The following is a 24,700-nucleotide window of genomic DNA, read 5'->3' on the forward strand; positions in this document are numbered from 1 at the left end:
TAACATTGGATTACGCTAAGCAAGACACCGCCTCGCTAATAACTGAGTTACGGTTCAAGTCATAAAATATGTTGATTCATATCTGCTTTGGTAGCTTATTCCAAAAAGAAATGAAAATCGAGTATTAACAATACAGATTATGGAATTTGGTTTTGCTCTAAACTCAGTAAAATCTGCTTCTTATCTAGACCACCTGCAAAACCCACCAATGTCCCACTCGAACCAATCACCCGATGACACGGCACAATAATCGAAATTGGATTTTTCCCATTGGCAGCCCCAACGGCACGAACAGCTTTTACATTACCAATCTGAAGCGCAATATCCTTATAGCTTCGCGTTTGCCCAAAAGGAATTGTCAGTAACGCTTGCCAAACTTGTTGTTGAAATGCAGTCCCTTGAAAATCTAAAGGCAAGTCAAATTGCTGACGTTGCCCTGCAAAATATTCATCTAATTGTTGCTTAACTTTAAGGAGAATGGGATGTTGATTATTTTCAGTCAACTGAGCTAAACGTACACGCTTATGATCTTCATTGTCCCACATGACAGCTACTAAGGCCTGATCATGAGCAACCAGCTTTAATGCACCTACTGGAGATTCCATATACATATAAACCAGTTGCATCAACGATTTCCTTTGAGCTATTCCGCCTCTCTTGAAGAGAGCGTATTTTAATTTGAGGAGAGTTTCATCAATACCAGACCAGAAACAATCAACACGGCTGCAATCATCCGCATTGCCGTCATTGGTTCATTCAGTACCACAATTCCTATCACAAACGAACCAATTGCACCAATACCCGTCCAAACCGTATAAGCTGTACCTAGGGGCAAAGTTCTCATTGCAGTTGCAAGTAAGCCAAAGCTCAAAATCATAAAAACAAGGGTGATGACTGTCGGTGTTAAACGGGTAAATCCCTCTGACAGTTTCATTGAATACGCCCAAATAATTTCGAAAATACCTGCCAAAATTAAAATTGCCCACGCCATTTTTTCTCTCATACATAGCAAGGGTTGGGTCGTCCCAACATGATTCTTTAAAGAGAGGTCGTCCTACTCGGTAAATTAGTGTAATTCAAAATACGATGATTATGTGAATTGTTATGTATCTAAAACAGGTGATGTTCAAGAATTTTCACACTCTCAATGCCAAACTACACGATCTACTCGCATTAACTCACAGGCGCCACTGCCCGTGTCCTCACGAGACAAGGAACTCCGCCATCGCCAACCATCTGGTGCCTGAATCTCAATTAATGCACCTTTTAGGTAAACCAAATCATCTTGTTTAATCTGCTTAAGTTGCTTAGCAACCTCTTCAGTTGCAGGTACCAAATGCATATTGGCACTCTGCACAGCGATTTGCCGAAGTGCTATCGGTGGCTCAGAATCGACTCGCCAGTAATACCAACGATTCCGCTGTGAAATTTCAACTTGCTTATAAATTTCTGGCTTTGCCATATCGCCCCAACCTACAGCTAAATCAATTGGGGAAAACTCTGACTCACGACCAACATGATAATCCTTACGAGCAAGTACCCGAAAATCTCCCTCATAAGTTTCCAATTCTACAATCTGTACTCCCTGTGCAGTGACTTGAGTAAGATTTGGGACGGGTTTGAGCCAATTGGTCCAAACCAACCATATTAAAGCAATCCCCATTAAGCCGTAGATCCATCTAGGCATGCTTACTTATCCTTGTTTTTTCTGAGTAATATATCCAACCATTGTTTAAATCTGACAACAATAGTACGTATAACTTTTTGAAAGATATGTAGATCATTTTCTTCAGACTGAGTCTGACTAGACCATTCTGGGTCTGCTTTCGGTATAACAACCTCCAGCGGCTCATAATGCGTTGTTGTTTGTTGTAGTTCAGCACCTAAACTTAAACGTTGTAATGCAACTGTGACCACATCGATCGGATAGTGATGATAAAGAGACAAATGTCGCGCCTCATAATCGATACTATGTTCCAATAACAAATCGGCAAATGGAACTAAAGCTGATCTTACTCGTTGTGCCTCAACTGGACTCGACATGTGGGGAATATGATAAAAACTAACACTCATGCGACCATCAGTAGGAATCAACTCCAGTTGGGAACGATTCAAATGCTGGATATGTTCTTTTTGCAAATTAGGTCGTTTTGTTTTCGCTGTTATTTGATCATCTTGTTGTTCTAAAGCCATTGATGCACCATAAATGACTCAAAAAGATACTATTAGTATAAACCAACAGTATCTCGAAAAAATGACATTTCTTAAGATATTTTAGATAAAAATATCAGAACTTTAGCGACAGACCTGCACCATAGAACCAACCCGTTTTAGAATCACTGACTGTTTGCCAATTGGTTTCTTTACGTCCTTTGCTATAACCATAACCGACATCGATGAAAGGCATCACTCGATTCTTAACAATTTCATAGCGGGTTTTAATCCCCACTTCTGCATCTGCAAGACCCGTTTTGGAGGCATATTTAGATTCATCTCGCAGTACCCATTCAATTTCTAGATAAGGCTGTAGGATTAACTTTTGAGTCAGCAACAAATCTCGTTCTGTTTCTAATACAAAACGCCATTGTTGATCTTGTCCAATATACATATGTGCATCGGTTTCAAAAAAATACTGAGCCATACCATGCAAACCGATGACACCCTCAAATTGTTCCTTATCAACCTTACGATCAGGGTTATATCGGTAATTTACCCCTGCTTGTATATCCCAAAAATCTGCAATATTCCGACTGTATAAGGCCGCCAAACTTTGCTCTGATTTTTCTGACTCAGCCTTGGCATAATCTGCAATGACAAATAATTTATTCTCATCCGTTCCCACCCAAGTTTTCAACTTGGATTTGAGGGTGCCCTGCCCATCCTCATCAAGCAGCCATTGAGTATCTAACTGCGTCGCTTGATAAATCTGTCCGCCATGTTCCTTGAAATGGTCAGCATGCTCAGCTTTCTTCTGCATCTGAGCGGAAATGTTTGGGCTTTGAAGCGGTGAGTGATCCTTCGTCTCTGATGCATTCATCGCCACGTTTTGTTGTGTCGATAGATCCATTTGCATCGAGTGATGATGTCCTTCATGTGCATAACTCAATACACTGAAAGTAGAGACGATCCCTCCTATTGCCAATAATTGGGAATAACGTTTCATCTCAGAAGCTCGCTTAATGATGTACATGGCTTGCTCCTTGAGAAGATTGAATAGATGTTTTCTGTGGTGCTGCATTTGAATCATCGACATTTGCAACAATCAATTTACTCATCATGCCCGCTGACATATGAAACAGTAAATGACAATGTATCGCCCACTCTCCCAATTCATCTGCAGTCAACATCGCTGTGACAGTTTGTCCCGGTGGAACAACGATAGTATGTTTATTGGGCATGTTGGCCGCTGTTTGCCCATTTTCCAATTGCATAAACATGCCATGTAAATGCATAGGGTGAGCCATCATGCTTTCGTTCACAAACTTCAAACGAATACGCTCACCATATTTCACTTTCAAGGGTTCAAAATCTTTATCGCTAAATTTCTTACCATCAATGGTCCAAATATATCGCTCCATCGTGCCGCCAAGACGAATAACTAACTCTCTTTCTGCTGGACGCGTATCGGGTTGAGACGTTAAAGATTTTAGATCAGCATACTGTAGAGCTTTGTGTCCCATTGGCGTTGCTGCATTTGCCCAACCATAAACCGTTTTAGATTTTGCCTTTTGATTCTCAGTTGATGATTGATGCGACTGATGTGCACTATGATCTATTTGATCATGTGATCCATGCCCCATATCTTCCATGGTCAACAAAGCACGTGGACGAGCTGTGGGTATATGCACCTTGTGCTGTGATTGAGGATGCATTTCGTTGTGTAAAGATGCGATTGCAAAACCAGATCGATCGATCGACTCAGCTTCAATTTGATAATGTGCTTGTTGTGGCTCAACAATTACGTCATAAGTCTCCGCAGCGCCAATACGAAACTCATCTACAGGTACAGGTTGCACAGGCTGACCATCCGCACTAACGACGGTCATTTTTAAATTTGGAATCCGAACATCAAAAAATGACATTGCTGATGCATTAATAAAACGTAAACGAACTTTTTCACCTGTCTTAAATGCACCAGTCCAATTCTGTTGCGGCGTTTTACCATTTACCAAGAAGGTATAACCAGTGACGTCCGATAAATCTGTTTTAAGCATCCGCATCTGATTCCACATCGAACGGTCTTGCCATGTCGCTTTTAAGCCTTGTTGCTTGATCTGTTTCCAAACATCTCCAACTGTTTCACGTTGATTTTGATAATACTCAGCAGACTTTTTAAGATTTGCCATGATCTGATCACTTCCTGTTTCATGGAAGTCCGAAAGCATCACCACATAATCACGCTCTGCGTTCTCATGAGCTGCAACAGGTTTTTTACCTTTAGGATAAATAACCAATGCACCATACAAACCATCTTGTTCTTGTCCTTTGCTATGGGCGTGATACCAATAAGTGCCGTTCTGACGAACCTTAAAACGATACTCAAAACTCCCATTAGGTTTTATCCCTTGGAAGCCATTAAACCCTGGTACACCATCCATCAACCCCGGTAAAAGTAAGCCATGCCAATGCAATGACGTATCTTGATTTTTTAGTTGATTATGTACATGAATAACCGCCTCATCCCCTTCTTCAAACTCTAAAAGAGGCGCTACAAATTTGCCATTTACCGTGATTCTTTTGACAGGTTTACCTGTGATATTGACCATCTCTTGATTGATATTCAGATGATATTCTTTAATTGCAGCCAAACTATAGGGTGCAAACAATAAGCTGACGCTTGCGATAACGCTCGCATAAATTTTGGTAGACATGATCTTTTCCTAATCTGTTAAAAAAATGCTTCTCCTTTCTATGAAAGGGAAAAATTCAACAGATTAGGCTTTGGGTGGGCGTAGAATTTCCTGCCAGTAGCCCGCAAGGTGGCGAGCTTGATAGTCCGTTTTCTTATCTATACTTAACTCAAAAGACACCAATAACGATAAATCTGGAAGCTGTTGATCTAAAGCGAAACTGACAGATTGACAATGGGAGGGATGATTACAGTCCTGACAATGCTGTTGACTCTGCATTTTTTCATCATGGCATTCAAATAAATTACCCATGTCATGCTTTTGCAAATGATGATGTTGATCAATCATTTTTTGGTTATGACATGGCATGGTTGCCATAGTTGAAACTGAGGATGCTTGATCAGAATGCAATGCTTGCGCTGCAGCAACAGCCACACTACTTCCCCCGATGAAAAATATCATCAGGAATACAAACCATACATGTTTGCATTTTTTCAGTAGTTGCACTGAGAGATCCTTTAGGAAGATTAAAATTTTAGATCAAGGTAGCATAAATTCTTTATTACTTATACACAATCCTCCTTATGTTCTGATTCTGCAATATAGAGTGACCTTATAGATATGAATGCTGATTTATTCAACAACAGCACTCAAACAAGGTCATGAATAAAAATAGAGCAAAATAAATAATTTAGCGCACAAAAAAAGGACAAAAACTTGTCCTTTTTTTCATCAATTCGATGTATATATAAACAACTGAAATCATTTTGTTTATTTTAACAACATCTTATCCACGTGGTTATCAACACGGTTATCCACCGAGTTATAAACAAAGTTATCCACATGCAAGAGCTTGCGAAACATGCTCCTCATACGCTCGAATGGCGAGTCAAAAAAGCACCCTCTTGCGGAATATTTCCTCATGCTTAAGACGAGAACTTTGCTCGACCAGCGTTTAAAATAGTGTCAAATTTCGATCTGATTCACTTTGGCTAACTCTGCACGCATCTGGTCAATCACCGTTTTGTAGTCAGGTTGACCAAAAATTGCAGAGCCCGCAACAAACATATCTGCACCAGCTTCTGCCACTTCGCGAATATTTGCAGGACCAACGCCACCATCGACTTCTAAACGAATATCACGACCACTCGCATCAATAATTTTACGAGCTTGACGCAGTTTATCTAAAGTCATTGGAATGAATTTTTGCCCACCAAAACCAGGGTTTACACTCATCAACAAGATTTGATCGACTTTATCTAAAACATAATCAAGATAATGCAATGGTGTTGCTGGATTAAATACCAATCCCGCTTTTGCTCCACCAGATTTGATCAATTGCAAAGAACGATCAATATGCTCAGTAGCCTCTGGATGGAAAGTAATAATATCTGCACCTGCTTCTAAAAAATCACCAATCATTCGATCAACAGGTGACACCATAAGATGAACATCAATCGGTGCTTTGATTCCATAACTCTTCAGTGCCTTACAAATATGTGCACCAAAAGTCAGGTTTGGCACATAATGATTGTCCATTACATCAAAATGTACAACGTCTGCACCTGCAGCTAGCACTTTTTCTACATCTTCTCCTAAACGTGCGAAATCAGCAGATAAAATCGAAGGTGCAATTAAATAAGGCTTGGACATGGATGACCTGGCAAACTCTGAAAAAATGATTGATCAAGTATAACAAATTCAACACAGTGAAGTCTGTTATAAAGTGATCAAGATAGCATTGCAAAGATGCAACATCCCGTTGCAGGAATACTATTTCTAAAGCGAAATCGATTTGTTATTTTTATTTGTCTGTCATCAAAAGATTTTAGATCATGAATAGTTCAACACAATTGACAACAAACGAAGGTAAACGTATCAGCAAACGTTTAATAAATCATTGGAAACATAAATTTGAGGTATCTGAAACCGAAGCATATTCGAAAATATTTATGCCAACTGCAACGGTGACATTAACACCTCAAGAACAGCATTTAGATGTACTGATTGAAAATCAACAAGATGATGTTACACATTTAGAGCAAGTGGTGATTGACCATTTAAACCGCATGGCTCAACAAGAATTTATTGTTGAATGGAAACATAACTAAAAAGGAACGCCCAAAACGTTCCTTTTAACCCTACGCTTTTTCTAGCTGTATTGCATGAAACTGCAAATGATCATCAATAAAACTTTGGATAAAGTAATAACCGTGATCATAACCTTGGTGTAACCGTAAAGTCAGCGGTTGCCCTACATCCAAACATGTTTGTTTAAATTTTTCAGGGTTGAGTTGAGCATAGAACTGATCATCTTTACCCTGATCAATTAATATTTCATCAAACAATTTCCCTTTTTGCTGTACTAATGCCGTCGCATCATGTGCCAACCAAGAGTTTCGATCATCACCTAAATATTGACTAAAAGCCTTTTCTCCCCAAGCACATACGCTTGGAGCACAAATCGGTGCAAAAGCAGACACGGATTTAAATTTTTCAGGATACTTAAATGCTAAAGTCAATGCGCCATGACCACCCATCGAATGCCCGAAAATTCCCACTTGATTTTCGATAATTGGAAACTTTTGCAATACCTGTGCATATAACTCATCCACCAAATAGGACTCCATTTGGTAATGTTCCGCCCAAGGTTGTTGTGTTGCATTGATATAAAAGCCAGCCCCCTGGCCAATATCCCAATGATCGCCTTGTGCAACTTGGTCACCTCTAGGAGAGGTATCAGGCATGATCAAAATCAAACTTAAGCGAGCTGCCATACGTTGCGCATGAGCTTTAATTGCAAAAGTTTCTTCAGTACAGGTCAACCCCGCAAGATAAAATATTGCTGAACATGGTTTCCCTTCCAACGCTGCTGGCGGTAGGTAAACCCCAACTTTTGTCAAACCTTTAAGGTATTGGGACTGAAGCTGATAAATTTGTTGTTCACCCTCAAAACAACGATTTTTTTGCAGTAGTTGCATGTTCATTATCCTGTGTTTTTACTGGTTCAGATGCTAACCGCTGGTTAGGAAATAAATATGGCTCTAATTGCGGTAACATTAACTCCATATTCCGACCAATTGACCATTGTGGCTCAGAAGGTTCAACGCCCTGTGCGATTTCCCATTTAGTCACTGTTTGCTTAGCTTGCTCAAATGCCATTTTCATTGAGTCTTGTTCACGCATGGCTAAATCAAAAAATGCACGACCAAAATAAGTATAATCCGCTTCGCTATTACAACCAAAAGAAGTCTTGTCCGCAGCAGATGCGGTAATGATTAAGGTATCAGGTGACTGTAACGCAGGAATAAAACTGCCAGAATAACAAGCCGAGATCACAATAACACGCCAGCGAATACCAGCCTTATCTAGCGTCTCACGCAACCATTTCGGATCGATCTGCCCTAAATCCAATGGTGCATTTTCAAGCTCAAAATGGTTACGTTCCCCATGTGACGTCATATATAAAAATAAAACATCACTATCACGATTCATCTGCTGACCAATACGGCGCAAGGCCAACTCAATACTGGTTTTTGAAGCAATCGGGATATCTAAGCGTGTCGCTGGATTATTCACCAGCATAATCGAACGACCAAAAGTCCCAAAACGAGTATCAAACTGTTCTTTTATTCGTTCAATTTCAGAACGGAAAACATCAGCATAACTATCCCCTGCTACGCCTAAAAAATACCAATGGCTTGTCGCAAGATCACTAAACTGAATTTGGTCCAATGCATTATTTAACAAATGGCTTTGAGCGTAAAAAGCATCTTCAGCAAAACTTGCTGGTCTCTCTTCAACTTTCCAAATCGGTTGGTCTTTTACGGAAAGCTGCCAAACAACCAAGGTTGCAATCGTTGCCACAAAAACTAAGGCGCGTTCCCACCATGGCCAATTCAATGCCCGAGAAATCACCCAAATCACGGCTAAACTTTGCCAAACAAAAAGAGCGGCAAATAACGGAGGTAAAAAGCCGTTATATATACTATCTGGAATAAAGTTGAGATAGCCGTTTGAACCAAGATACTGAACGAGGCACTGTAAAAGTAAAATATTGGTATCAAGCACTAACCACAACAATGCAGGCACCAACATTAAACGAGGTTGATTCATCCGTTGAGATAAGAAAATCCCAACGATCAATGCAATAAAAGGCCAAAGCGCGTAACCAATTAAACCTTGAGAATTAAAGTCTCCAACCTGTCCTGCCACTAACCAGCTATAGAGTGAGTTGGTACAAGCCCCCAATATTCCCCATAGAATCAACTGAGCAATGGATGGATGAACCACTTGTAAAGAACGGCGCGAACCTAGAAATAACCACATTCCAGCAATTTGGTTACTTTTAAAATCATGCCAGATATTTATTGATGGTTTGAGGTCTATCATAGAATTCTTCGGGACTAAACTCAAAATATGTCATTCTTTTTATAGAATGAATCTCATTTTTCAGAAAGATATAATGTGCAATGCTAGTGTATGCTGGGGCAGATTTTTTTAGCAATTATGCTTTGGCACTATATCACAAATCTTTACGGAGCATTGACGTAAGCCACACAATCATTTGAACAAAATTTAAAACTAATCTTTTGAAAAATAAGCATCAAAACGACAAGCATCACCTAACCATTGATGATCTGGCATTTGGTCAGCTAGAAAAATTGCATGTCGCGGACGCTTCACAACAACACGTTTAGCGACTTGGCGAGCCAAAGCAAGTAACTCATCACCTAAATCCATTTCTCCGTCTTCAGGTAACAATAAATGTAAAAGCTGCATTTGCTTTTTAACTTGGGCTTGTTTTTTGATTGCCTGTTGGTTTTGATCTCGTTGTGGAAACATTGGATCTAAATACACAACATCAATAGATTGATCCTGCTGTTTGAGCTGTTGTAAATAACAAGCTGAATCTGAAAATACCAGTTGAATCCTTGACGCTGTTGCTTGCAAATATGTATCTTGCTGCGCCTGACGATGCGCATCTTCCAACAAACTAAATAAAATTGGATTTCGTTCGACCAGTTGCACCGTCGCACCTAAGTGCGCCATCAACAAACTGTCATGCCCTAACCCAGCTGTTGCATCAAGCAAACTTGGTTTTTCAGACAACTGACATGCTCGTGCAAGCATTTCCGACTTCAAACTAGCACGCTTTAAACGAGGAATTTCTGCCTGCCAATCTGGTCGCATTTTCATGCCATTGGCACATAACCATAATCCAGATGCATCAACACACAGACCTAATTCAGGATTCAAACGTAAAAAACGAGCATTTAATTGCTCAGTCACACAAAGTTCGACCTGAACGCCACGTAAAGAAAGCACAGCATGATAATGCTGTGCTTTTTCAATATCTGTGGCTTGGTAAAATAAGCGAAACCCGCTTACCATAATTTCCAACCAGTAAAGAACAATAATAAAATCAATAAACCTGAAGCAATGCGGTACCACGCGAAAATCATAAAGTCACGCTTAGCCACATAGGCAACCAATGCACGGATCAGAAGTAAAGCAGAGATAAAGGAAACAACCAGACCTACCGCAATGACAGTCCAATCCTCTAGACCATCAAAGACATGATAACTCTGATATAAATCTAATAAACCTGCACCAATAATCACAGGAATACCCAAGAAGAATGAAAACTCTGTTGCCGCTTTACGAGACACCCCTAAATACATTGCACCGATAATCGTTGCACCAGAACGTGAAGTTCCCGGAATTAAAGCGAGCACTTGAATAAGACCAATCCAAACAGCTTGCTTAAAGGTAATATTCTCAACTTCTACTGCATTAATTTTAGGTGGATTCTTCTCAACCCAAATAATAATTAAACCACCAATAATTAAGCCTAAAGCGACAATAACATCATTAAAAAGTACTTCTTTAATGAATTGCCCGAAGGTTAAACCAACCAACACAATTGGAATCGACGCAAAAATAAGACTCAGCCCTAAACGACGACCTTTTTCCTCACCAGTCACCATCCCTGTCGCGGCATTCCACAAACGTGACCAGTATTCATAAATCACGGCTGCAATTGCACCAATCTGAATTGCGACAACGAAAACCGCACTTTTCTCAGTTGTCCAGAAATCCATCAATTCCGATGCCAAAATCAAGTGACCTGTACTTGAAATTGGTAAGAACTCAGTAATACCTTCGACAATACCCATGATCGCTGCTTTAAGCAGCAGTAACAAATCCATACCTAACCCGCTTTACCTTGTTCTGGAATCTTTTTCCATGCATCATCACGTAAATAAACAGGGAGTGCGTATTCTGCATCGACCCATTTCTGCTGTGTTGCATAAACTTTTGCAATACTGGCGATCTCTTGTGCGGTTGCCACAATTGTTTGCAAACTTTCCTGACCAGTTTGGATAAGTGCAGCACCAGAACCAACCGCTATAAATTTACAATACGCCGTCGCTTGCTCGTAATTTAATAGTTTCTCATCATCGATTGCCTGCATGACACCATGTTCATCAAGGCTAAAATTGGCAATATAAACTTCTTGCATACGCGCATCGAGTACAGCCGTAACTTGCTGAAGCCCCGTATGACGAAAAGCTGCTTGTGCTAAAGCCTGTAAACTAGAAACAGGAATTACAGGTAAGTCTTGTGACCATGCCAAAGCTTGTGTCACGGCAGCATTAATTCTTACTCCGCTAAAAGAACCTGGCCCACGGCTAAATGCAATTGCTGTAATATCTTTTAACTGTGTATTTGTTTGTAATAACGCATCTTCAATTAACGGTAAGATCGTTTGGGTTTGTGCTTTGGCACGCCCATCTAATTGAAAATAGAGTTCTTGAGTCATATCAACCAATGATACGGAACACTGCTCATTTGCAGTTTCCAACGCAAGCAACTTCATGCAAAACCTTAAGAGAAGTATGATGAAAAACGAGCGATATCATAACTCACTCCATTCTCATATTCGAGTTGTTCTCTCTATAGATACAAAAAAGCCAAACTTCTGTTTGGCACATTTTCATTGAAGAAAAATATCAATTAAAAGCTAAATGGCTCCAAATCTAAAAAGTTTTTATAATGCTCTGCATAATGCAATGCACTCAACCGTAAACGAGCTGCGCCTTGTTCATCTATGGTCTTTACCACTTTCCCAGGTGACCCCATTACGACAGAATTATCAGGAATGACTTTGCCTTCTGGGATCAATGCATTTGCCCCGATAATACAATTCTTACCAATAACGGCATTATTTAAAACAACTGCATTTATACCAATCAGTGAATTATCCCCGATCGTACAACCGTGTAACATTGCCTGATGCCCAACTGTCACGTATTCACCGATATTGAGTTCAATACCTGCATCGGTATGTAAAACAGCATTCTCTTGAATATTAGAAAAATGACCAATACGGATCACACTATTATCTGCGCGTACAACAGCGCCAAACCAAATACTGACTTGTCGCCCGAGCTCAACCTGTCCAATTACAGTTGCATTAGGCGCAGCCCAACCATCCCAAGGTTCATATAATGCTTTTGGACTCAATCCCTGATATTTATACATCATAATAAAAACTCGTTTAAATAGAAAAGTTAGAACTTAGATAAACCAAAATCTGGTGGATTAACAAGAAAAGGCCAATTCTTTTGATATCCCAATCCATATTGAAATAAAGAAATCAACATCCGAGCGGTCAGTCCCCATACAATTTCACTTTCCACTTGCATACTCGGAAAATAAATCGATTGTCGAGCTAAACGCACCTCATAAGGTAGTGGTGGTGCTTCGATCAATGCTTTCAGATCCGCAAAGAAAATACGATCAATTTCAGAAGGCTGAGCTATTAGATCCACATGTGCAGGAATCAAACCAACAATCGGCTTCACAGATAGGCCGCTCCGTGCGCGCTGAATCGGAAGATCACCTAAAAGTTTTACATCAAATGGATTCAAAGCCGTTTCTTCTTGTGCTTCACGTAGTGCAACCACAATGTTACTGGTATCACTCGGATCACGCTTACCACCAGGAAACGATACCTCACCCGCATGTTGTGATAACTGCATAGAACGGCGTGTCAACAACACACGAGGTTGTAGCTCCTGTGTAATTGCGATCAATACAGCTGCATCTGCTTGTTGTATTCGTTTGGAAAAACGCAACCGTTGTTCTAAAAGCTGTATTAACGATGCCTCTTCCATAGGACTCATCTCTTTTTTTCATTTTTGATTGTTCATCATCATAGCTGAATTTTTGACTGCAATCATAGATGATGATGCGAAGTCATCAAAATTCAGTTATGCTGAGCTATCTCTACCGCTGATGATAATTATGAGCTTTTGCGTTGCGTGTGGGCATCAAACCGAACAAAAAATTCCTGTAGGTGATCATAAATTAAGATGGGTCTGCACAAATTGTGGCAATATTCATTACGAAAATCCCAAAGTGATTTGTGGGGCTTTAGCCATTTGGGATGACAAGGTTTTATTATGCCGCAGAGCGATTGAACCGCGCTATGGATTGTGGACATTACCAGCGGGTTATATGGAACTTTTTGAGACCATGGAACAAGGTGCCGCCAGAGAAACACGTGAAGAAGCTGAAGCAGAAGTCGAAATTGAACAACTCTATTGTATGTACAATATTCCACGTATTGGACAAATCTACGTACTGTTCAAAGCACAATTAAAACAAGGTTTATTTGGTGCAGGCGAAGAAAGCCTCGAATGTCGTTTATTTGAAGAACATGAAATACCTTGGACCGAACTCGCGTTTCCAAGTGTAGAACAAACATTAAAACATTATTTTTCGGATCGAAAGCAAGGTTTATTTCCAACTCACCTAGAAACACTAGGCACACGTTTAGACCATACAGGCTAAATAAAAAAGACCGCAAATTGCGGTCTTTTTTATAGTATTTAAGCTTTAGTTTTTATTGCTTTACATGCAGGATTATTTTGATCTGCAATTTTGATCGTTACTGTACCTGTCCAACGTTTTGCTAACTCTCGCTCTTCTTCTGTTGGTGGGATGTATTCATTCTTATTACCTTCTAAGTTGTCATATATGAAGACATATGAGGCATGAGCAGAAGCATCAAAATTTGACCAGGAGAGTTGCTGATTGTCAAAGTTGGTTAAATTAATCCCCTGTGATTGCCCATCAAGAAGACCATGAATATTGATTTTAGCACCAGACACTGTACTAAAGTTTAGTCCAAAAGTCGCGCCGTTTAACTTATCGAACTTCGGATTTGATAACATAAAACGAACCGAGATGGATTTATCCTTCTCTGAAAAATTAGTGGTTCCTGTTGTACCAATACGATATTGTGTTTCTCCATATTCATCAGTATATGTACCATCGGGATTTGCAGTAGCATTGGCACATTCACCTGACATATCTGTTGCTGTCGCATTTTTCCGTATATCTGTGCGAATATCACCATGCTCATCAATCACAACACCCAAATCAACTGGTAGTAGGTTTGCTTCCGCATCGAATCTAAAGGTTAAAGTTGCATAAAGAGGAAATAGATATGTCTGTCCTGATGCTACATTTAATTCAGTTTTAAAAACATCTTTTGATAAGAAAGTTGCAGGATTTAATTTTGTAATATCAATAGTCCCATCAAAAATCTGACCTGAGACCTGTTGTCTCCATTTTCCTAGGTCTTGATTATCAATAGGATCACTTTCTTTCTTAGCCGATGTAACACGATAGTATCCCTCAGTACCAGCTAGAGCTGTTTGATTTATAAATCGCCCCTGTCGAATAACTAAATCTCCACCACCTCCAATAGCTGAAGAGAAGGTTAAAGGTTTCTCTGTATTTAAATAATATGAAAAAGGATTAATCCAATCACTCTGGGTATTTAATTGGATTTTGCGTGGTTTCACCTTATTAACCAAAATAAAAGGAAGCTGAACCTTATCACCTATTTTTACTGCAGAACCAATCCATTGCTGCCCATAACCCAAAATATAGCCCTGTCGATCCGTTAATAATAAAAAACGCCCCATCGAGTGTACTAAATTCTCAGATCCTGAATCAAAACATTTAGCATATTCATTATTACAAGCAAAAAAACCCTGAGGTGCTACAGTTTTTGAACCGTCTCCTAGCTGCTTATAAATTGGCAAGTTTGCTTCCCATATTGCAGTATTTGACATATTCAACAACTGCTTTAATACAGTTAATGCTTCAATATCTGTCATTAAATCAACATTGGTCCAAGGCTTTATAAGCTCTACATATTTACCACTTATCAATTCAGACACATCTATATTTTGACTAAGATCAGAAAGTTTATTTTTCTTTTGTTGTGTTATCTCAGTTGGCTGGATATCACCAATCACATTATGATTGTTCTCTGCACCTAAACTTTGGAAAATTCTAATTAGTGCTACTGCCACTCGGATAGTTTCATCGCTCATGTCCAAAGTTGTTGGTGATTTGCCTGTTAATCCTGTTGCTAAATCAATAACACGAATACGAGCGATGCCTGGCAATTTTGTTTTACTAATATTATCTAGATTCACAGCACCTAGATTAATTTTAGGAGACTCCTCCCCCTGAATATAAAAAGTTGCTGTATCACCTATTTTACATGCACCTGTTACAGCATTACTTACTAATTTCGTAGCGAAACGATGAACTAGCTCAGTGCTACAATCAAAATTAACTCCAGCAATAGGATAATCAAAAGCAAACTGTAAACAATTTTCTGCTTTAACATCACAACTGGTATTTGATGTAATGCCAGACACCCCTTTATTGGGATCTTCGTTAATTTTAGCACTTTCACCACCACATCCAGTCAACAATAAAGTTAAAGCAGAAAGTGCAAATGGTACAAAAATCCTTCTTTTCATAATTCCTCTATCCTAAATTATTACTGTATTACTGATATCTTGATTTGACCTTGATTAGAAAGTTCTTGTTCAGGAACATCTACAGCAGATGCTAAAGGTGTCATCATGACATATTGAGCATCTATCGGAACCCTAATCACTCCATATATTGCAGCGTGTCGTGAAAAGTTTGCGTTAGTGTTTCCACTTTTAAAACCACTAACACCTTCTTTGATACATCCTTTCTCATCTAAAAAAACGACTAAAGGCCAATAATATGCTGGTTTTTCAGCACTTGAGGCATAAGAATCAATTTGTAAATATTGGGCTGGCTGATCTAGTTTTACTAAATCATATTCAAATTTTTCTTTTAGTGGCTTTCGTGGCCATAATCCAATATCTTTTTGAGAACTCACCGTTTTAATTGATTTTGAATAATCTTTTAAAAAGCATTGATCATCTTCAAAAGCAAGCGCAAGATCTTGTGCTGATAAACGTATATAATTTTCAGACAACACAATAGGCGCGGTAGATTGTACAGAACGATTCAATAATTTATCTAAAACCGAACGGCTCACACCTTTTTTACGTTCGACCGTTTCTAGACGACCACTTCCGTCTGGCATCATATAAAATCGTTTTTTCCCGTCTAAATTAAACTCTTGATCTTCTAAATAATCACTGTTTACATATTCAACACCATCAATTTTCTCAAAATTACGAGAAGGCTTTTCTTGAGAAGTTGATTTATTTTGCACTATGGCAGCATTTGCTGCACCTAATGCAGAAGACGTTTTATTTTCTTGTACGATAGAAGCTTTAACTTCTTTTTCAACTTTTGAAGGCGAAGTATCTTTTTGCTGTATAACAGGATTTATTCGCTCAATCTGATTCGAGGTTTCTAGTGGCTTTGAGCTAATATTATCAATCTTAGATAAGGGAGGCTCTACAGAAAAAGTTTGTGGGAATCTCATCTGTTTAATTGTACTTGGGTTTATTTCTATTGATTGAGATGGTAATGATTGTACTGTATCAATACTTTTTACTTTTGTTTGACTAGAAACCTCTTTATCTACTTGTTTTTTTTCAACAACACTCTGTTTTGCATTACGTGTAGGAACAATCATTGGACGACCATCTGGCCCAATGATTGTATAAAAACCATCAGCGTAACTATTTGAGCCATTTGCACATGCGATAGTCAATATTAAAATCGCAAATTTAGACCCTTGATTGATTATCTTTTGCATTACCATCTTGTTCTATAGTTAATACCAAGTAGAGTCACTTTAGTATTGGTTTTAATATCAAGCCCTGCATATGGATTGAGTAAGATATTATCAACCCCCGTTTTGTTGGCTAGACTACTCGTATTCGCAGGAATATCATCACGACTACGTAAGAAACCAATCGATAAATCTAGATCCGTGTCCTGATCAAATCGATACCCTAAACCCAAACCGAATAATTGAGCATTATTAATCGGAACCATTGTATTCCGCTTATCATCTGGAATAGAACTTGTTCGAGGTTCATACCCCATACGCAACTTTAAACGATCCGTTGCAGAATACTCAAAACCTATCCCCCATCGCCAAGCAGACTGGAAGCGTAATGGTAATGCAAGTGATCGATCTGTTACATCAGCTGACAATAACTTTGCAACTTTTAACAAAGAAATTTGTCGATCAAATTCAAATTTGAATTTATCCCATGCCGAGAAGTCCGTCCAGCCAACATCGAAGTTCATTTGTAAATCTGGGAATATTTTATATTTAATCCCAGCTTTAAAATGCTGCGGATATTTAAAATCCATCGCCACTAAGCCAGATTCAATATCAGGCACATAGCCTGGTAATCCCAAAATTGCTGCTAAAATTTGTCCTGTAGCTGAAGAATTAAGACCAGCAACCAATTGCTGTGGGGCAGTCGCATTATTAATTAAATATTTACCTCGCAAACGCATTTTTGCTTCGCTTTGATAAACCATGCCAAAACTAAAATCATCTGTTGGTTCCCAAAGAACACCTAGGTTATAACTCGGACTTAGTGATTGCTCCATGGCAATATCTAATGCACCCATTTTATTAAACGGATCCATTCCCTCTTTAGCATTACACATACCAAAAAGCAGTAAATCGGTGATAATATCGCCCTTACCTTTAAAAGGAGCACAAACAACTTCATCAACCATCCGCAGCACACCAATCATTTCATTGGGGAACCGCAAATCTGTTTTCAATGCAATCGCTTGATAAGACATTCCAAACGAGGCACCAATCGCTAGATGATCATTGACTTGATAGCCAAAAGAAGGGGACAAATAGGTTATACGCTCTAATGCTACTTGTTGTCCCATATAGTTACTTGGATTACCATCTTCCGCACCGAAACCAGCAACCAACGGTGCATACACGGCTGTCGCATAAGTAACTTTTGAACCTGGTGGCTTATAAGATATCCCAGCAGTTGGAGCTGCTATGGGCATATTAGGACCTAAATCAACAATTTTTTTTAGGATCGGAATATAAATACTGGCATACTCGACATCCCCCGACACGGTCCCCTTAAAATCAGTACATATCCGAGAACTGACTTCAGGACCATCATTACAAACCAAGGGGTCATCAGAATAGCCAAAAACGTTATAACCTGCAGGTGCTGTATAGTCCCTTTTTATCGAAAAATTGGCTAAAATCCCTTGGACATCAGTTTGTAAACCATCTAATTTTGCTAATGCCGCTGGATTGAAATGTACCGCACTAATCCCTGGAGGATCAGCAGTTACAGCATTCCCCAAAGCTAAAGATCTTAAATCGACCGACAAATCTTGCCCTAGTTGGGCATGAGTAATATTGGATAGTCCCGCAATTAAAACACTAATCGTTAAGGGACATAATTTAGGATATTTCACCTTCAAGTCTCCTTAACGTAATTTCTTGCCGAAACCTATAATATCAAGAGGGAATGATAAACCCAATGAAACATCTGGTGCATCTTCTGTTAATCCAATACCAACTGTCCCATTAACAATGGTTGCTGGGGAAATTCGGACACCTAAAGCAAATGATAACATCGAGCTACTTTGGTCTGCAGACTTATAACTTTCCCCATTTTTAAAATAAAACTTTGCACCTGTATTAAAACTCTGTTGATAGGACATCGTCAGTGAAACATCATAGTTAAATGAATAGGCAAAACCAAAAGCAAAACCACCACTTAAACCAGGATCAAAACTCTCTAATATACGTGGCCCATTTACTCCACCACCACGTAATTGATTTAAGCCACTTTCTTTAAAACCATAACTGGCAGAAACAGAGCTAAATAAAACCACTGGATCAATATATTTTCGAGTACTAACACCACCACCAACAGAGTAGTAGCCTTTACCTGTAGATAATTCATCGATTGCAATTTCATATGGACTATCGCCTGTTTTGGTTGATGCACTACCAAAAATAATCAAAGGAAGGCGCCCCTGTTTAAGAGGAAATGGTTCCCAACGCGCTCCAAATGAAATATCCCCTAAACCCGCTGCAGTTTTATCATCTAGCAGCTGTTTCTTCGCCATAAAGGGTAAGGATGCCGATAAGGTAAGATTGTCTAATAGACCATATTGTAAGGTAAATGTATTGGTGAGTGTATGGTTTGCATCCTCTTCAACACGGAGATTTTTTAAGTCTCCATTCTCCATCGCTGCATCAATACGACTATCTCGATAGTAGGTATAATCAATATCATAATATGAAGAAATGACACCTTTTTTAATCAACGAATACTGACGCTCACTAGAAGTAAAAACTTCCTGTAAATTGGTCTCTTGTGATGCATCACCTTCTTGTTGTTGCAATGCGGTTGCAGCTTGATTTGCACTATTATCTTGAACCGCAACCGACTCAACCACATCACCCGCTGAAGTTTCTTGCTCAGCTTGCACTTGCTCAGCATAATCTACTTGAGGTTGTTCTTCCGCATAAAGAGTTGTTGTGATTGCACTTAAACTTAAGGCAAGCACACTCATATTCATCCATTGATTATTCATTCTAACATCCTACTTATGCATTTAATTTACTAAAACTTAAGAACTATTTGCGTTTATAGTACATCCGCATATAAGTTGTAACTGGTTGGTTATAGTTCATTGAATTCGAGTTTCTGTCTAAAACACGACGCATTGTGGAAGCGCGATCTGCTAAACGTTCAAAACGCGGTGTTTGAAATTGAACATCAGCAAGTGCATATTTATTAATTGTCGCATCCTCAACATGTCGCATATCGGCATCCTGCAAGGCTAAAAGATCTTTACGATACGGCTCAGGCACATCAATTAAGAAAAGCGTATTGTTGTCCCACACCTCTTTGAAGCGTGTTTCATCAAAACTAATATTACCTAAAGCAGGATCAGCGACATATACACGTCCATCTTTATATGCCTTATAAACCACAAAGTGCTTAAAACCGGCATAAGTAATTGGGACAATTGCAGGTTGCTTTAATGCGATAAGATCTGAGAACTGCCCTCGATACCCCCCGCTGTTTAACCCTAACGCAGTCACGAAACGCTTCATATCTAATAGAGAAAAGCTACGACGCTCAATAATTCGCTGATATTCACCATATTGTAGTAAACCAGACATTGTTTGCTGTTCTGTTAAACTCAAACCAGCGTAACCATTCAATAATGTAGTTAATGCTGCTGAACCACAGCTGTAGTCGTAAGCTTGACGTACAATACCACGAAATTGATCTTCCACAGCTGGTTTAATGGTGACGGCTTCACGGTGATTCCGTGTAAACGAAGGGTTACGAGAATCCAAAGTTTCTGTGTAATACACAGCCCCATCCGGTTTTTTTTCTATTTCAAAGGCTTGCGTTGTAAAGTAATACATCAATGCCGAGCCTAAAGCGATCTCTAACATAAGTCTCTTTTTCTAACCGTGGCAGCACTTGCCTTATTCATTTTATTTTTAGTGTTTCAATCATTAAAACACTACGTCCCTGCATGTTGAAGATACCTTTTTTTATGAAAAAATACAGCTTTTTTTTAATTTTTTTGACGAAATGTATATTTTTTTTAATAAGACTAACTTTATGTATCTACAACAACATCTTTGACACACTATTAGCGCATAGAATTTAGTTCTTCATAAACAAAAAAAGCGCAAAATGCGCTTTTTTTGTTTAAAAACTGATTAGTGACCAGAAATGGTAATGGTCGAACCACCTGTTCTCAAACCATTTACCTCAACATCACCAATTGAAGCAGCACTATTAGAGCCTAAACGAACACCCTGAATATAAACATTCATTGCATTATTATCGTTGTTTGTAATCTCTAAACCATTCGTTGTGACGTTAATATCTGCATCAATAACCAAGTCACCTGCACTAGAGCCACCTGTACCACGAACATAGATATTATCTAAATGAATCACACCGCCGCCATTAGCACCATTATCTTTAAGGCCAAGATTAGAAATCGTTAAACCGCCTTGTAATTCAGAATCGATTTTAATCATTGCGCCCTGAGGTGTTGCACCTAACTGAACATTTGCAGTCACTTCACCTAAAGACAAACTTAAACCAGTTAAGATTTCGTTTACATCAGTCGCACCACGCACTGCCGTTGTAGTATTCAATGTACCTGATGTACCCACACCAATTGAACCGATATCAATATCCATCGCCCCAACAGTAGCTAGAACATTTAAGAAAGCCCCACCAGCTGATGCACCACCATCAGAATCAATAACCAAATCAAGATTTACATCAGATAACACCACACCCGCTGTCTCATTTACATGACCAGCTACGCCATTACCACTAATTACAATCGCACCGGCTTTATTACTACTATTATAACCATCATTATCATGGATATATAAGTTATCGATAGAAATACCAGAAGTTGTTTTAATGTTAAGCGTAATGCCGTCTTGACCTGTGGTCGCGCTTAGTGCAGCATCATCCATTGACTGCATAGCCATTGCATTTGCGCTAATCGCCATTGAAGAAACTAAAACTAGTTTAGTAAACATTTTCATTGAGCACTCTCCCAAGAGCATTTATTTTTTTGACTTTCACTACTCTAAACTGTCCACTGTCGTTTTTCTTTAATGACAACCTGAACTTCCAATCCTTGAGTAGTTCGCTTAGCAAGTACTAAATTACTCGTTTGTTATTTTATGTTCAACTCCTGTTAAATGTTTTTTACCAACAAACCGATAAACGGCTGAATCATGAAAAAGTTGGCTAAAAATCACAGACAAACAGTAAACATATAAAATATATAATAATTTAAAGAAATATATGCTTGTTTTTAAGTGTGTATTTTAAAGAGATGCCGCTTTATTCAACTAACAGAAGCTCAATATCAGGGATGTAACAAAATACAAATGAGTATCAACAATATGCAGAAAAAATCAGTTTGATTAAAATTTATTTTTCGATATTCATTCAAACAAATATTCGATGTTTTTTTAATCTGACGTATCAGTAGATTTTTATTGGTTGTAGTACAATTTGATACCTCAAATACAGATGAAGTCATTGTTGTTTTATGTCTTATTTTAATCGCAAGCTTAATACGCAACTCACATCTGCATTTGACCTGCTATTGCAATTAGATGGTTTGACTGGTTTAACCTATTTGTATGATCAAAACAATCCAATTATCGCATTTACACCTAAAGCATTCTTAATTATAGAGCGTTCGACACTACAACAATTTGATCGTATTGAATTTGATCAATATCAGAAGAGCACCACGACATCAATTTTAGAATTCACCAATTTAGACCCAACCTCGCCTCCAAAGGCAAACAATGTCAGTTTCCAAGGTGGCTATATTGGATTTTTTAGTTATGACTATGCAGCACAACTCAATATTGACCATACTATCCGCTCACAACCTTGTTTTTTCTTAGGCAAATATCAAACGTTCTTAAAGTTCCAAAATAATGCTTGGTATTTCCATAGCGATGAAGACGAAGCGCAATACATTTATGATCAAATCTGTCATCGATTAGAACAGCCCAAAAAAAATGTGAAACTTAACTTAGTTTCAAAATGCCATCCGCGCTGGTCAAAACAACAATATATGGATGCTTTTGATGAGGTCCAAGAATATATTAAAGCTGGGGACTGCTATCAAATCAATCTAACGCAAGAATTTAAAGCGAAAGTCGAGGGATCATTGTTGAGTCAGGCCCAAGCTTTGTGGGATCTCACACATGCACCTTATGCAGGGTATCTTAATATTAGTAATTTTGAGTTACTAAGCTGCTCTCCTGAACTATTTATTGAGTTTCAGGCCGAACGAAAAATCAAAACACGTCCAATCAAAGGCACCATGCCGCGCTTTAATGATCCTGAACAGGATCAAATTTCTAAGAACAAGCTAAGTCAATCTGAAAAAGATCAAGCTGAAAATGTGATGATCGTAGATTTGCTGCGAAATGATTTAAGCGTTTATGCAGAAATAGGATCTGTAGAAACAACAAAACTGTTTGAAATAGAAAGCTTTAACCAAGTTCACCATATGGTCAGTGAAATTACAGCAACACTACAAGAGGAAATTAACCCAATGCAAGTGTTGTTGTCCGCCCTTCCTGGTGGATCAATTACGGGTGCACCGAAAATCCGTGCTATGCAAATCATTGAGCAGTTAGAAGGCGCTCCACGTGGTGCATATTGCGGTAGTCTCGGTTATTTTAATTTTGATGGGACGGGCCGTTGGAATATTTTGATCCGCAGTATTCAAAAATATCAAAATGAATTATCAATGTGGGCTGGAGGCGGTATTACGATCGCATCAGATGCGGAAGCAGAGTATCAAGAATGTTTTGATAAAATTTCTGCCATGATTGATTTACTCAATACATGGCAGCAATACGAAAAATAAATATCGGTTTATAATATCTTTGTTTTGAGCGTCTCAACCAAACGTTGATTTTGCTCATCCGCACCGATCGTGATACGCAAGAATTGATTAATTCTTGGTTTATTGAAATATCGAACAATAATTCCCTGTTCACGAAGCTGCTGAGCAAGCTGTGCTGCATCATGTTGAGGGTGCGTAGCAAAAATAAAATTTGCCTTTGATGGTAAAATATTGAAGCCAAGCGCATTTAAATCACTGACCAATTTCTCTCGACTTTGAATCACTTTTTGGCATTGTGCTTCAAAATAACCTTGATCTTCAAATGAGGCTACTGCTGCTGCAATCGCGAAACGATCAATTGGATAAGAGTTAAAACTATTTTTTACCGCTTCAAGTGCAGCAATTAAATGACTTTGTGCAATCGCAAAACCCACACGCAGACCTGCAAGCGAACGTGACTTAGATGTCGTTTGGCAAACAACGAGATTGTCATAACGACTGACTAATTGAACAGCTGTCTCAGCACCAAAGTCAACATAAGCTTCATCTATCACAACCACACGATTTGGATTCGCTTTTAAGATGCTTTCAATCTGATTTAATCCCAAAGCCATACTGGTTGGCGCGTTCGGGTTGGTGATAATGATGCCACCATTTTCTTGCTGATAGTCTGAAATCTCAATTTCAAAATTTTCGTTCAATGGAATTTGCTTCGTTTCGATCCCAAAGAACTGGCTATAAACCGGATAAAAACTATAGGTGATATCAGGATAAAGAATCGGCTCTTTTTGAATAAAGAAGGCTTTAAAGATATGAGCCAACACTTCATCAGAACCATTACCAACAAAAACTTGCTCAACATCCACATTTTGCTGTTTTGCAATCGCTTGTTTTAAGGCAGTTGCATCTGGATCAGGATATAGACGTAACGCATCGGCTTGATTGGATAATACAGCTTGCACGGCTTCCACCACCTTTGGTGAAGGCGGATAGGGATTTTCATTGGTATTAAGTTTAAGTAAATTCTGAATTTTTGGTTGTTCGCCAGGCACATACGGCTCTAGTTCACGAACCTCAGGACTCCAAAAACGCATTTGTTCTGTTGTAAACATCATTTTCTATTCTCTTGT

25 protein-coding genes are annotated in these 24,700 nt (G+C 38.8%); 3 read left to right on the top strand and 22 right to left on the bottom strand.

The window, feature by feature from the left end; all coding sequences use genetic code 11:
• Positions 1-137: 137 nt before the first annotated feature.
• The 8 genes from DS737_RS12690 to rpe all read right to left on the bottom strand — a co-directional run bounded on the left by DS737_RS12690 (position 138) and on the right by rpe (position 6,503).
• Complete coding sequence (locus DS737_RS12690) at positions 138-626, bottom strand: methylated-DNA--[protein]-cysteine S-methyltransferase (RefSeq protein ID WP_113997696.1); 489 nt, start codon at positions 624-626, stop codon at positions 138-140.
• Positions 627-673: 47 nt separating this feature from the next.
• A complete protein-coding gene (locus DS737_RS12695) occupies positions 674-991 on the bottom strand; it encodes a DMT family transporter (protein ID WP_005081305.1) in 318 nt (105 codons plus the stop codon).
• 153 nt (positions 992-1,144) lie between these two features.
• Positions 1,145-1,687, bottom strand: a complete 543-nt coding sequence (locus DS737_RS12700) for a hypothetical protein (RefSeq protein WP_113997697.1) — start codon at positions 1,685-1,687, stop codon at positions 1,145-1,147.
• Positions 1,688-1,689: 2 nt separating this feature from the next.
• Entirely contained in the window at positions 1,690-2,193 is a 504-nt protein-coding gene (locus tag DS737_RS12705) for a cobalt transporter (RefSeq protein WP_113997698.1), read from the bottom strand.
• Positions 2,194-2,287: 94 nt separating this feature from the next.
• Entirely contained in the window at positions 2,288-3,190 is a 903-nt protein-coding gene (locus DS737_RS12710; RefSeq protein ID WP_113997699.1) for a copper resistance protein B, read from the bottom strand.
• Positions 3,177-4,871, bottom strand: a complete 1,695-nt coding sequence (locus DS737_RS12715; RefSeq protein ID WP_113997700.1) for a multicopper oxidase domain-containing protein — start codon at positions 4,869-4,871, stop codon at positions 3,177-3,179. The genes DS737_RS12710 and DS737_RS12715 overlap by 14 nt, the downstream gene beginning before the upstream one ends.
• A gap of 63 nt (positions 4,872-4,934) precedes the next feature.
• Positions 4,935-5,357 carry a hypothetical protein gene (locus DS737_RS12720; RefSeq protein WP_004638021.1) on the bottom strand — a complete coding sequence of 141 codons (423 nt, stop codon included), beginning with the start codon at positions 5,355-5,357 and terminating at the stop codon, positions 4,935-4,937.
• A gap of 459 nt (positions 5,358-5,816) precedes the next feature.
• The gene (gene rpe, locus DS737_RS12725; protein ID WP_004638020.1) at positions 5,817-6,503 is read right to left on the bottom strand and encodes a ribulose-phosphate 3-epimerase; all 687 of its coding nucleotides are present in this window, start codon (positions 6,501-6,503) and stop codon (positions 5,817-5,819) included.
• Between the two features lie 182 nt (positions 6,504-6,685).
• Between rpe and DS737_RS12730 the strand changes: the two genes are divergently transcribed.
• On the top strand, positions 6,686-6,961 hold the full coding sequence (locus DS737_RS12730) for a DUF2218 domain-containing protein (RefSeq protein ID WP_004638019.1): 276 nt from the start codon (positions 6,686-6,688) through the stop codon (positions 6,959-6,961).
• Positions 6,962-6,991: 30 nt separating this feature from the next.
• On the opposite strand, the gene fghA is transcribed toward DS737_RS12730, so the two are convergent.
• The 7 genes from fghA to DS737_RS12765 form a co-directional block, all read right to left on the bottom strand.
• A complete protein-coding gene (gene fghA, locus DS737_RS12735) occupies positions 6,992-7,831 on the bottom strand; it encodes an S-formylglutathione hydrolase (protein ID WP_042874169.1) in 840 nt (279 codons plus the stop codon).
• Positions 7,800-9,242 (bottom strand): C13 family peptidase, encoded by a 1,443-nt coding sequence (locus DS737_RS12740; RefSeq protein WP_005091593.1) that lies wholly within the window; start codon positions 9,240-9,242, stop codon positions 7,800-7,802. The genes fghA and DS737_RS12740 overlap by 32 nt, the downstream gene beginning before the upstream one ends.
• Before the next feature lie 192 nt (positions 9,243-9,434).
• A complete protein-coding gene (locus tag DS737_RS12745; RefSeq protein WP_005081294.1) occupies positions 9,435-10,244 on the bottom strand; it encodes a class I SAM-dependent methyltransferase in 810 nt (269 codons plus the stop codon).
• Positions 10,238-11,062 carry an undecaprenyl-diphosphate phosphatase gene (locus tag DS737_RS12750; protein WP_005081292.1) on the bottom strand — a complete coding sequence of 275 codons (825 nt, stop codon included), beginning with the start codon at positions 11,060-11,062 and terminating at the stop codon, positions 10,238-10,240. The genes DS737_RS12745 and DS737_RS12750 overlap by 7 nt, the downstream gene beginning before the upstream one ends.
• Before the next feature lie 2 nt (positions 11,063-11,064).
• Positions 11,065-11,733 carry a tRNA (adenosine(37)-N6)-threonylcarbamoyltransferase complex dimerization subunit type 1 TsaB gene (tsaB, locus tag DS737_RS12755; RefSeq protein WP_004638014.1) on the bottom strand — a complete coding sequence of 223 codons (669 nt, stop codon included), beginning with the start codon at positions 11,731-11,733 and terminating at the stop codon, positions 11,065-11,067.
• Positions 11,734-11,870: 137 nt separating this feature from the next.
• On the bottom strand, positions 11,871-12,398 hold the full coding sequence (locus tag DS737_RS12760) for a gamma carbonic anhydrase family protein (protein ID WP_162784545.1): 528 nt from the start codon (positions 12,396-12,398) through the stop codon (positions 11,871-11,873).
• A 29-nt stretch (positions 12,399-12,427) separates the two neighbouring features.
• Positions 12,428-13,042, bottom strand: a complete 615-nt coding sequence (locus DS737_RS12765; protein ID WP_004638012.1) for an NUDIX hydrolase — start codon at positions 13,040-13,042, stop codon at positions 12,428-12,430.
• 121 nt (positions 13,043-13,163) lie between these two features.
• Between DS737_RS12765 and DS737_RS12770 the strand changes: the two genes are divergently transcribed.
• Positions 13,164-13,712 (top strand): NUDIX hydrolase, encoded by a 549-nt coding sequence (locus tag DS737_RS12770; RefSeq protein WP_005081281.1) that lies wholly within the window; start codon positions 13,164-13,166, stop codon positions 13,710-13,712.
• Between the two features lie 38 nt (positions 13,713-13,750).
• On the opposite strand, the gene filF is transcribed toward DS737_RS12770, so the two are convergent.
• The 6 genes from filF to filA form a co-directional block, all read right to left on the bottom strand.
• Positions 13,751-15,706 (bottom strand): putative pilus system protein FilF, encoded by a 1,956-nt coding sequence (filF, locus tag DS737_RS12775; RefSeq protein ID WP_113997702.1) that lies wholly within the window; start codon positions 15,704-15,706, stop codon positions 13,751-13,753.
• Between the two features lie 20 nt (positions 15,707-15,726).
• Positions 15,727-16,935, bottom strand: coding sequence for a putative pilus assembly protein FilE (gene filE, locus DS737_RS12780; RefSeq protein ID WP_113997703.1), 1,209 nt, complete (start codon positions 16,933-16,935; stop codon positions 15,727-15,729).
• Positions 16,935-18,599, bottom strand: coding sequence for a putative pilus system OmpP1/FadL family transporter FilD (filD, locus tag DS737_RS12785; protein WP_113997704.1), 1,665 nt, complete (start codon positions 18,597-18,599; stop codon positions 16,935-16,937). Before filD ends, filE begins: the two co-directional genes overlap by 1 nt.
• A gap of 12 nt (positions 18,600-18,611) precedes the next feature.
• A complete protein-coding gene (gene filC, locus DS737_RS12790) occupies positions 18,612-19,730 on the bottom strand; it encodes a putative pilus system protein FilC (protein WP_113997705.1) in 1,119 nt (372 codons plus the stop codon).
• 43 nt (positions 19,731-19,773) lie between these two features.
• A complete protein-coding gene (gene filB, locus DS737_RS12795; RefSeq protein WP_017396404.1) occupies positions 19,774-20,607 on the bottom strand; it encodes a putative pilus system C39 family peptidase FilB in 834 nt (277 codons plus the stop codon).
• A gap of 273 nt (positions 20,608-20,880) precedes the next feature.
• Positions 20,881-21,732 (bottom strand): putative pilus system protein FilA, encoded by an 852-nt coding sequence (gene filA, locus DS737_RS12800; protein WP_017396405.1) that lies wholly within the window; start codon positions 21,730-21,732, stop codon positions 20,881-20,883.
• A 515-nt stretch (positions 21,733-22,247) separates the two neighbouring features.
• Here filA and DS737_RS12805 point away from each other — a divergent pair.
• Positions 22,248-23,591, top strand: coding sequence for an anthranilate synthase component I family protein (locus DS737_RS12805; protein WP_113997706.1), 1,344 nt, complete (start codon positions 22,248-22,250; stop codon positions 23,589-23,591).
• Between the two features lie 8 nt (positions 23,592-23,599).
• Here DS737_RS12805 and hisC read toward each other — a convergent pair whose 3' ends face one another.
• Positions 23,600-24,685, bottom strand: a complete 1,086-nt coding sequence (gene hisC / locus DS737_RS12810; protein ID WP_113997707.1) for a histidinol-phosphate transaminase — start codon at positions 24,683-24,685, stop codon at positions 23,600-23,602.
• Positions 24,686-24,700 lie beyond the last annotated feature (15 nt).

Origin of the sequence: Acinetobacter haemolyticus (assembly GCF_003323815.1) — a bacterium.
Lineage (GTDB): Bacteria > Pseudomonadota > Gammaproteobacteria > Pseudomonadales > Moraxellaceae > Acinetobacter > Acinetobacter haemolyticus.

Excerpts from the sequence above, each read along its gene's own strand:
- DS737_RS12690 (WP_113997696.1), bottom strand. The coding sequence starts at position 626 with ATGCAACTGGTTTATATGTATATGGAATCTCCAGTAGGTGCATTAAAG.
- DS737_RS12695 (WP_005081305.1), bottom strand. The coding sequence starts at position 991 with ATGGCGTGGGCAATTTTAATTTTGGCAGGTATTTTCGAAATTATTTGG.
- DS737_RS12700 (WP_113997697.1), bottom strand. The coding sequence starts at position 1,687 with ATGCCTAGATGGATCTACGGCTTAATGGGGATTGCTTTAATATGGTTG.
- DS737_RS12705 (WP_113997698.1), bottom strand. The coding sequence starts at position 2,193 with ATGGCTTTAGAACAACAAGATGATCAAATAACAGCGAAAACAAAACGA.
- DS737_RS12710 (WP_113997699.1), bottom strand. The coding sequence starts at position 3,190 with ATGTACATCATTAAGCGAGCTTCTGAGATGAAACGTTATTCCCAATTA.
- DS737_RS12715 (WP_113997700.1), bottom strand. The coding sequence starts at position 4,871 with ATGTCTACCAAAATTTATGCGAGCGTTATCGCAAGCGTCAGCTTATTG.
- rpe (WP_004638020.1), bottom strand. The coding sequence starts at position 6,503 with ATGTCCAAGCCTTATTTAATTGCACCTTCGATTTTATCTGCTGATTTC.
- DS737_RS12730 (WP_004638019.1), top strand. The coding sequence starts at position 6,686 with ATGAATAGTTCAACACAATTGACAACAAACGAAGGTAAACGTATCAGC.
- fghA (WP_042874169.1), bottom strand. The coding sequence starts at position 7,831 with ATGCAACTACTGCAAAAAAATCGTTGTTTTGAGGGTGAACAACAAATT.
- DS737_RS12740 (WP_005091593.1), bottom strand. The coding sequence starts at position 9,242 with ATGATAGACCTCAAACCATCAATAAATATCTGGCATGATTTTAAAAGT.
- DS737_RS12745 (WP_005081294.1), bottom strand. The coding sequence starts at position 10,244 with ATGGTAAGCGGGTTTCGCTTATTTTACCAAGCCACAGATATTGAAAAA.
- DS737_RS12750 (WP_005081292.1), bottom strand. The coding sequence starts at position 11,062 with ATGGATTTGTTACTGCTGCTTAAAGCAGCGATCATGGGTATTGTCGAA.
- tsaB (WP_004638014.1), bottom strand. The coding sequence starts at position 11,733 with ATGAAGTTGCTTGCGTTGGAAACTGCAAATGAGCAGTGTTCCGTATCA.
- DS737_RS12760 (WP_162784545.1), bottom strand. The coding sequence starts at position 12,398 with ATGTATAAATATCAGGGATTGAGTCCAAAAGCATTATATGAACCTTGG.
- DS737_RS12765 (WP_004638012.1), bottom strand. The coding sequence starts at position 13,042 with ATGAGTCCTATGGAAGAGGCATCGTTAATACAGCTTTTAGAACAACGG.
- DS737_RS12770 (WP_005081281.1), top strand. The coding sequence starts at position 13,164 with ATGAGCTTTTGCGTTGCGTGTGGGCATCAAACCGAACAAAAAATTCCT.
- filF (WP_113997702.1), bottom strand. The coding sequence starts at position 15,706 with ATGAAAAGAAGGATTTTTGTACCATTTGCACTTTCTGCTTTAACTTTA.
- filE (WP_113997703.1), bottom strand. The coding sequence starts at position 16,935 with ATGCAAAAGATAATCAATCAAGGGTCTAAATTTGCGATTTTAATATTG.
- filC (WP_113997705.1), bottom strand. The coding sequence starts at position 19,730 with ATGAATAATCAATGGATGAATATGAGTGTGCTTGCCTTAAGTTTAAGT.
- filB (WP_017396404.1), bottom strand. The coding sequence starts at position 20,607 with ATGTTAGAGATCGCTTTAGGCTCGGCATTGATGTATTACTTTACAACG.
- filA (WP_017396405.1), bottom strand. The coding sequence starts at position 21,732 with ATGAAAATGTTTACTAAACTAGTTTTAGTTTCTTCAATGGCGATTAGC.
- DS737_RS12805 (WP_113997706.1), top strand. The coding sequence starts at position 22,248 with ATGTCTTATTTTAATCGCAAGCTTAATACGCAACTCACATCTGCATTT.
- hisC (WP_113997707.1), bottom strand. The coding sequence starts at position 24,685 with ATGATGTTTACAACAGAACAAATGCGTTTTTGGAGTCCTGAGGTTCGT.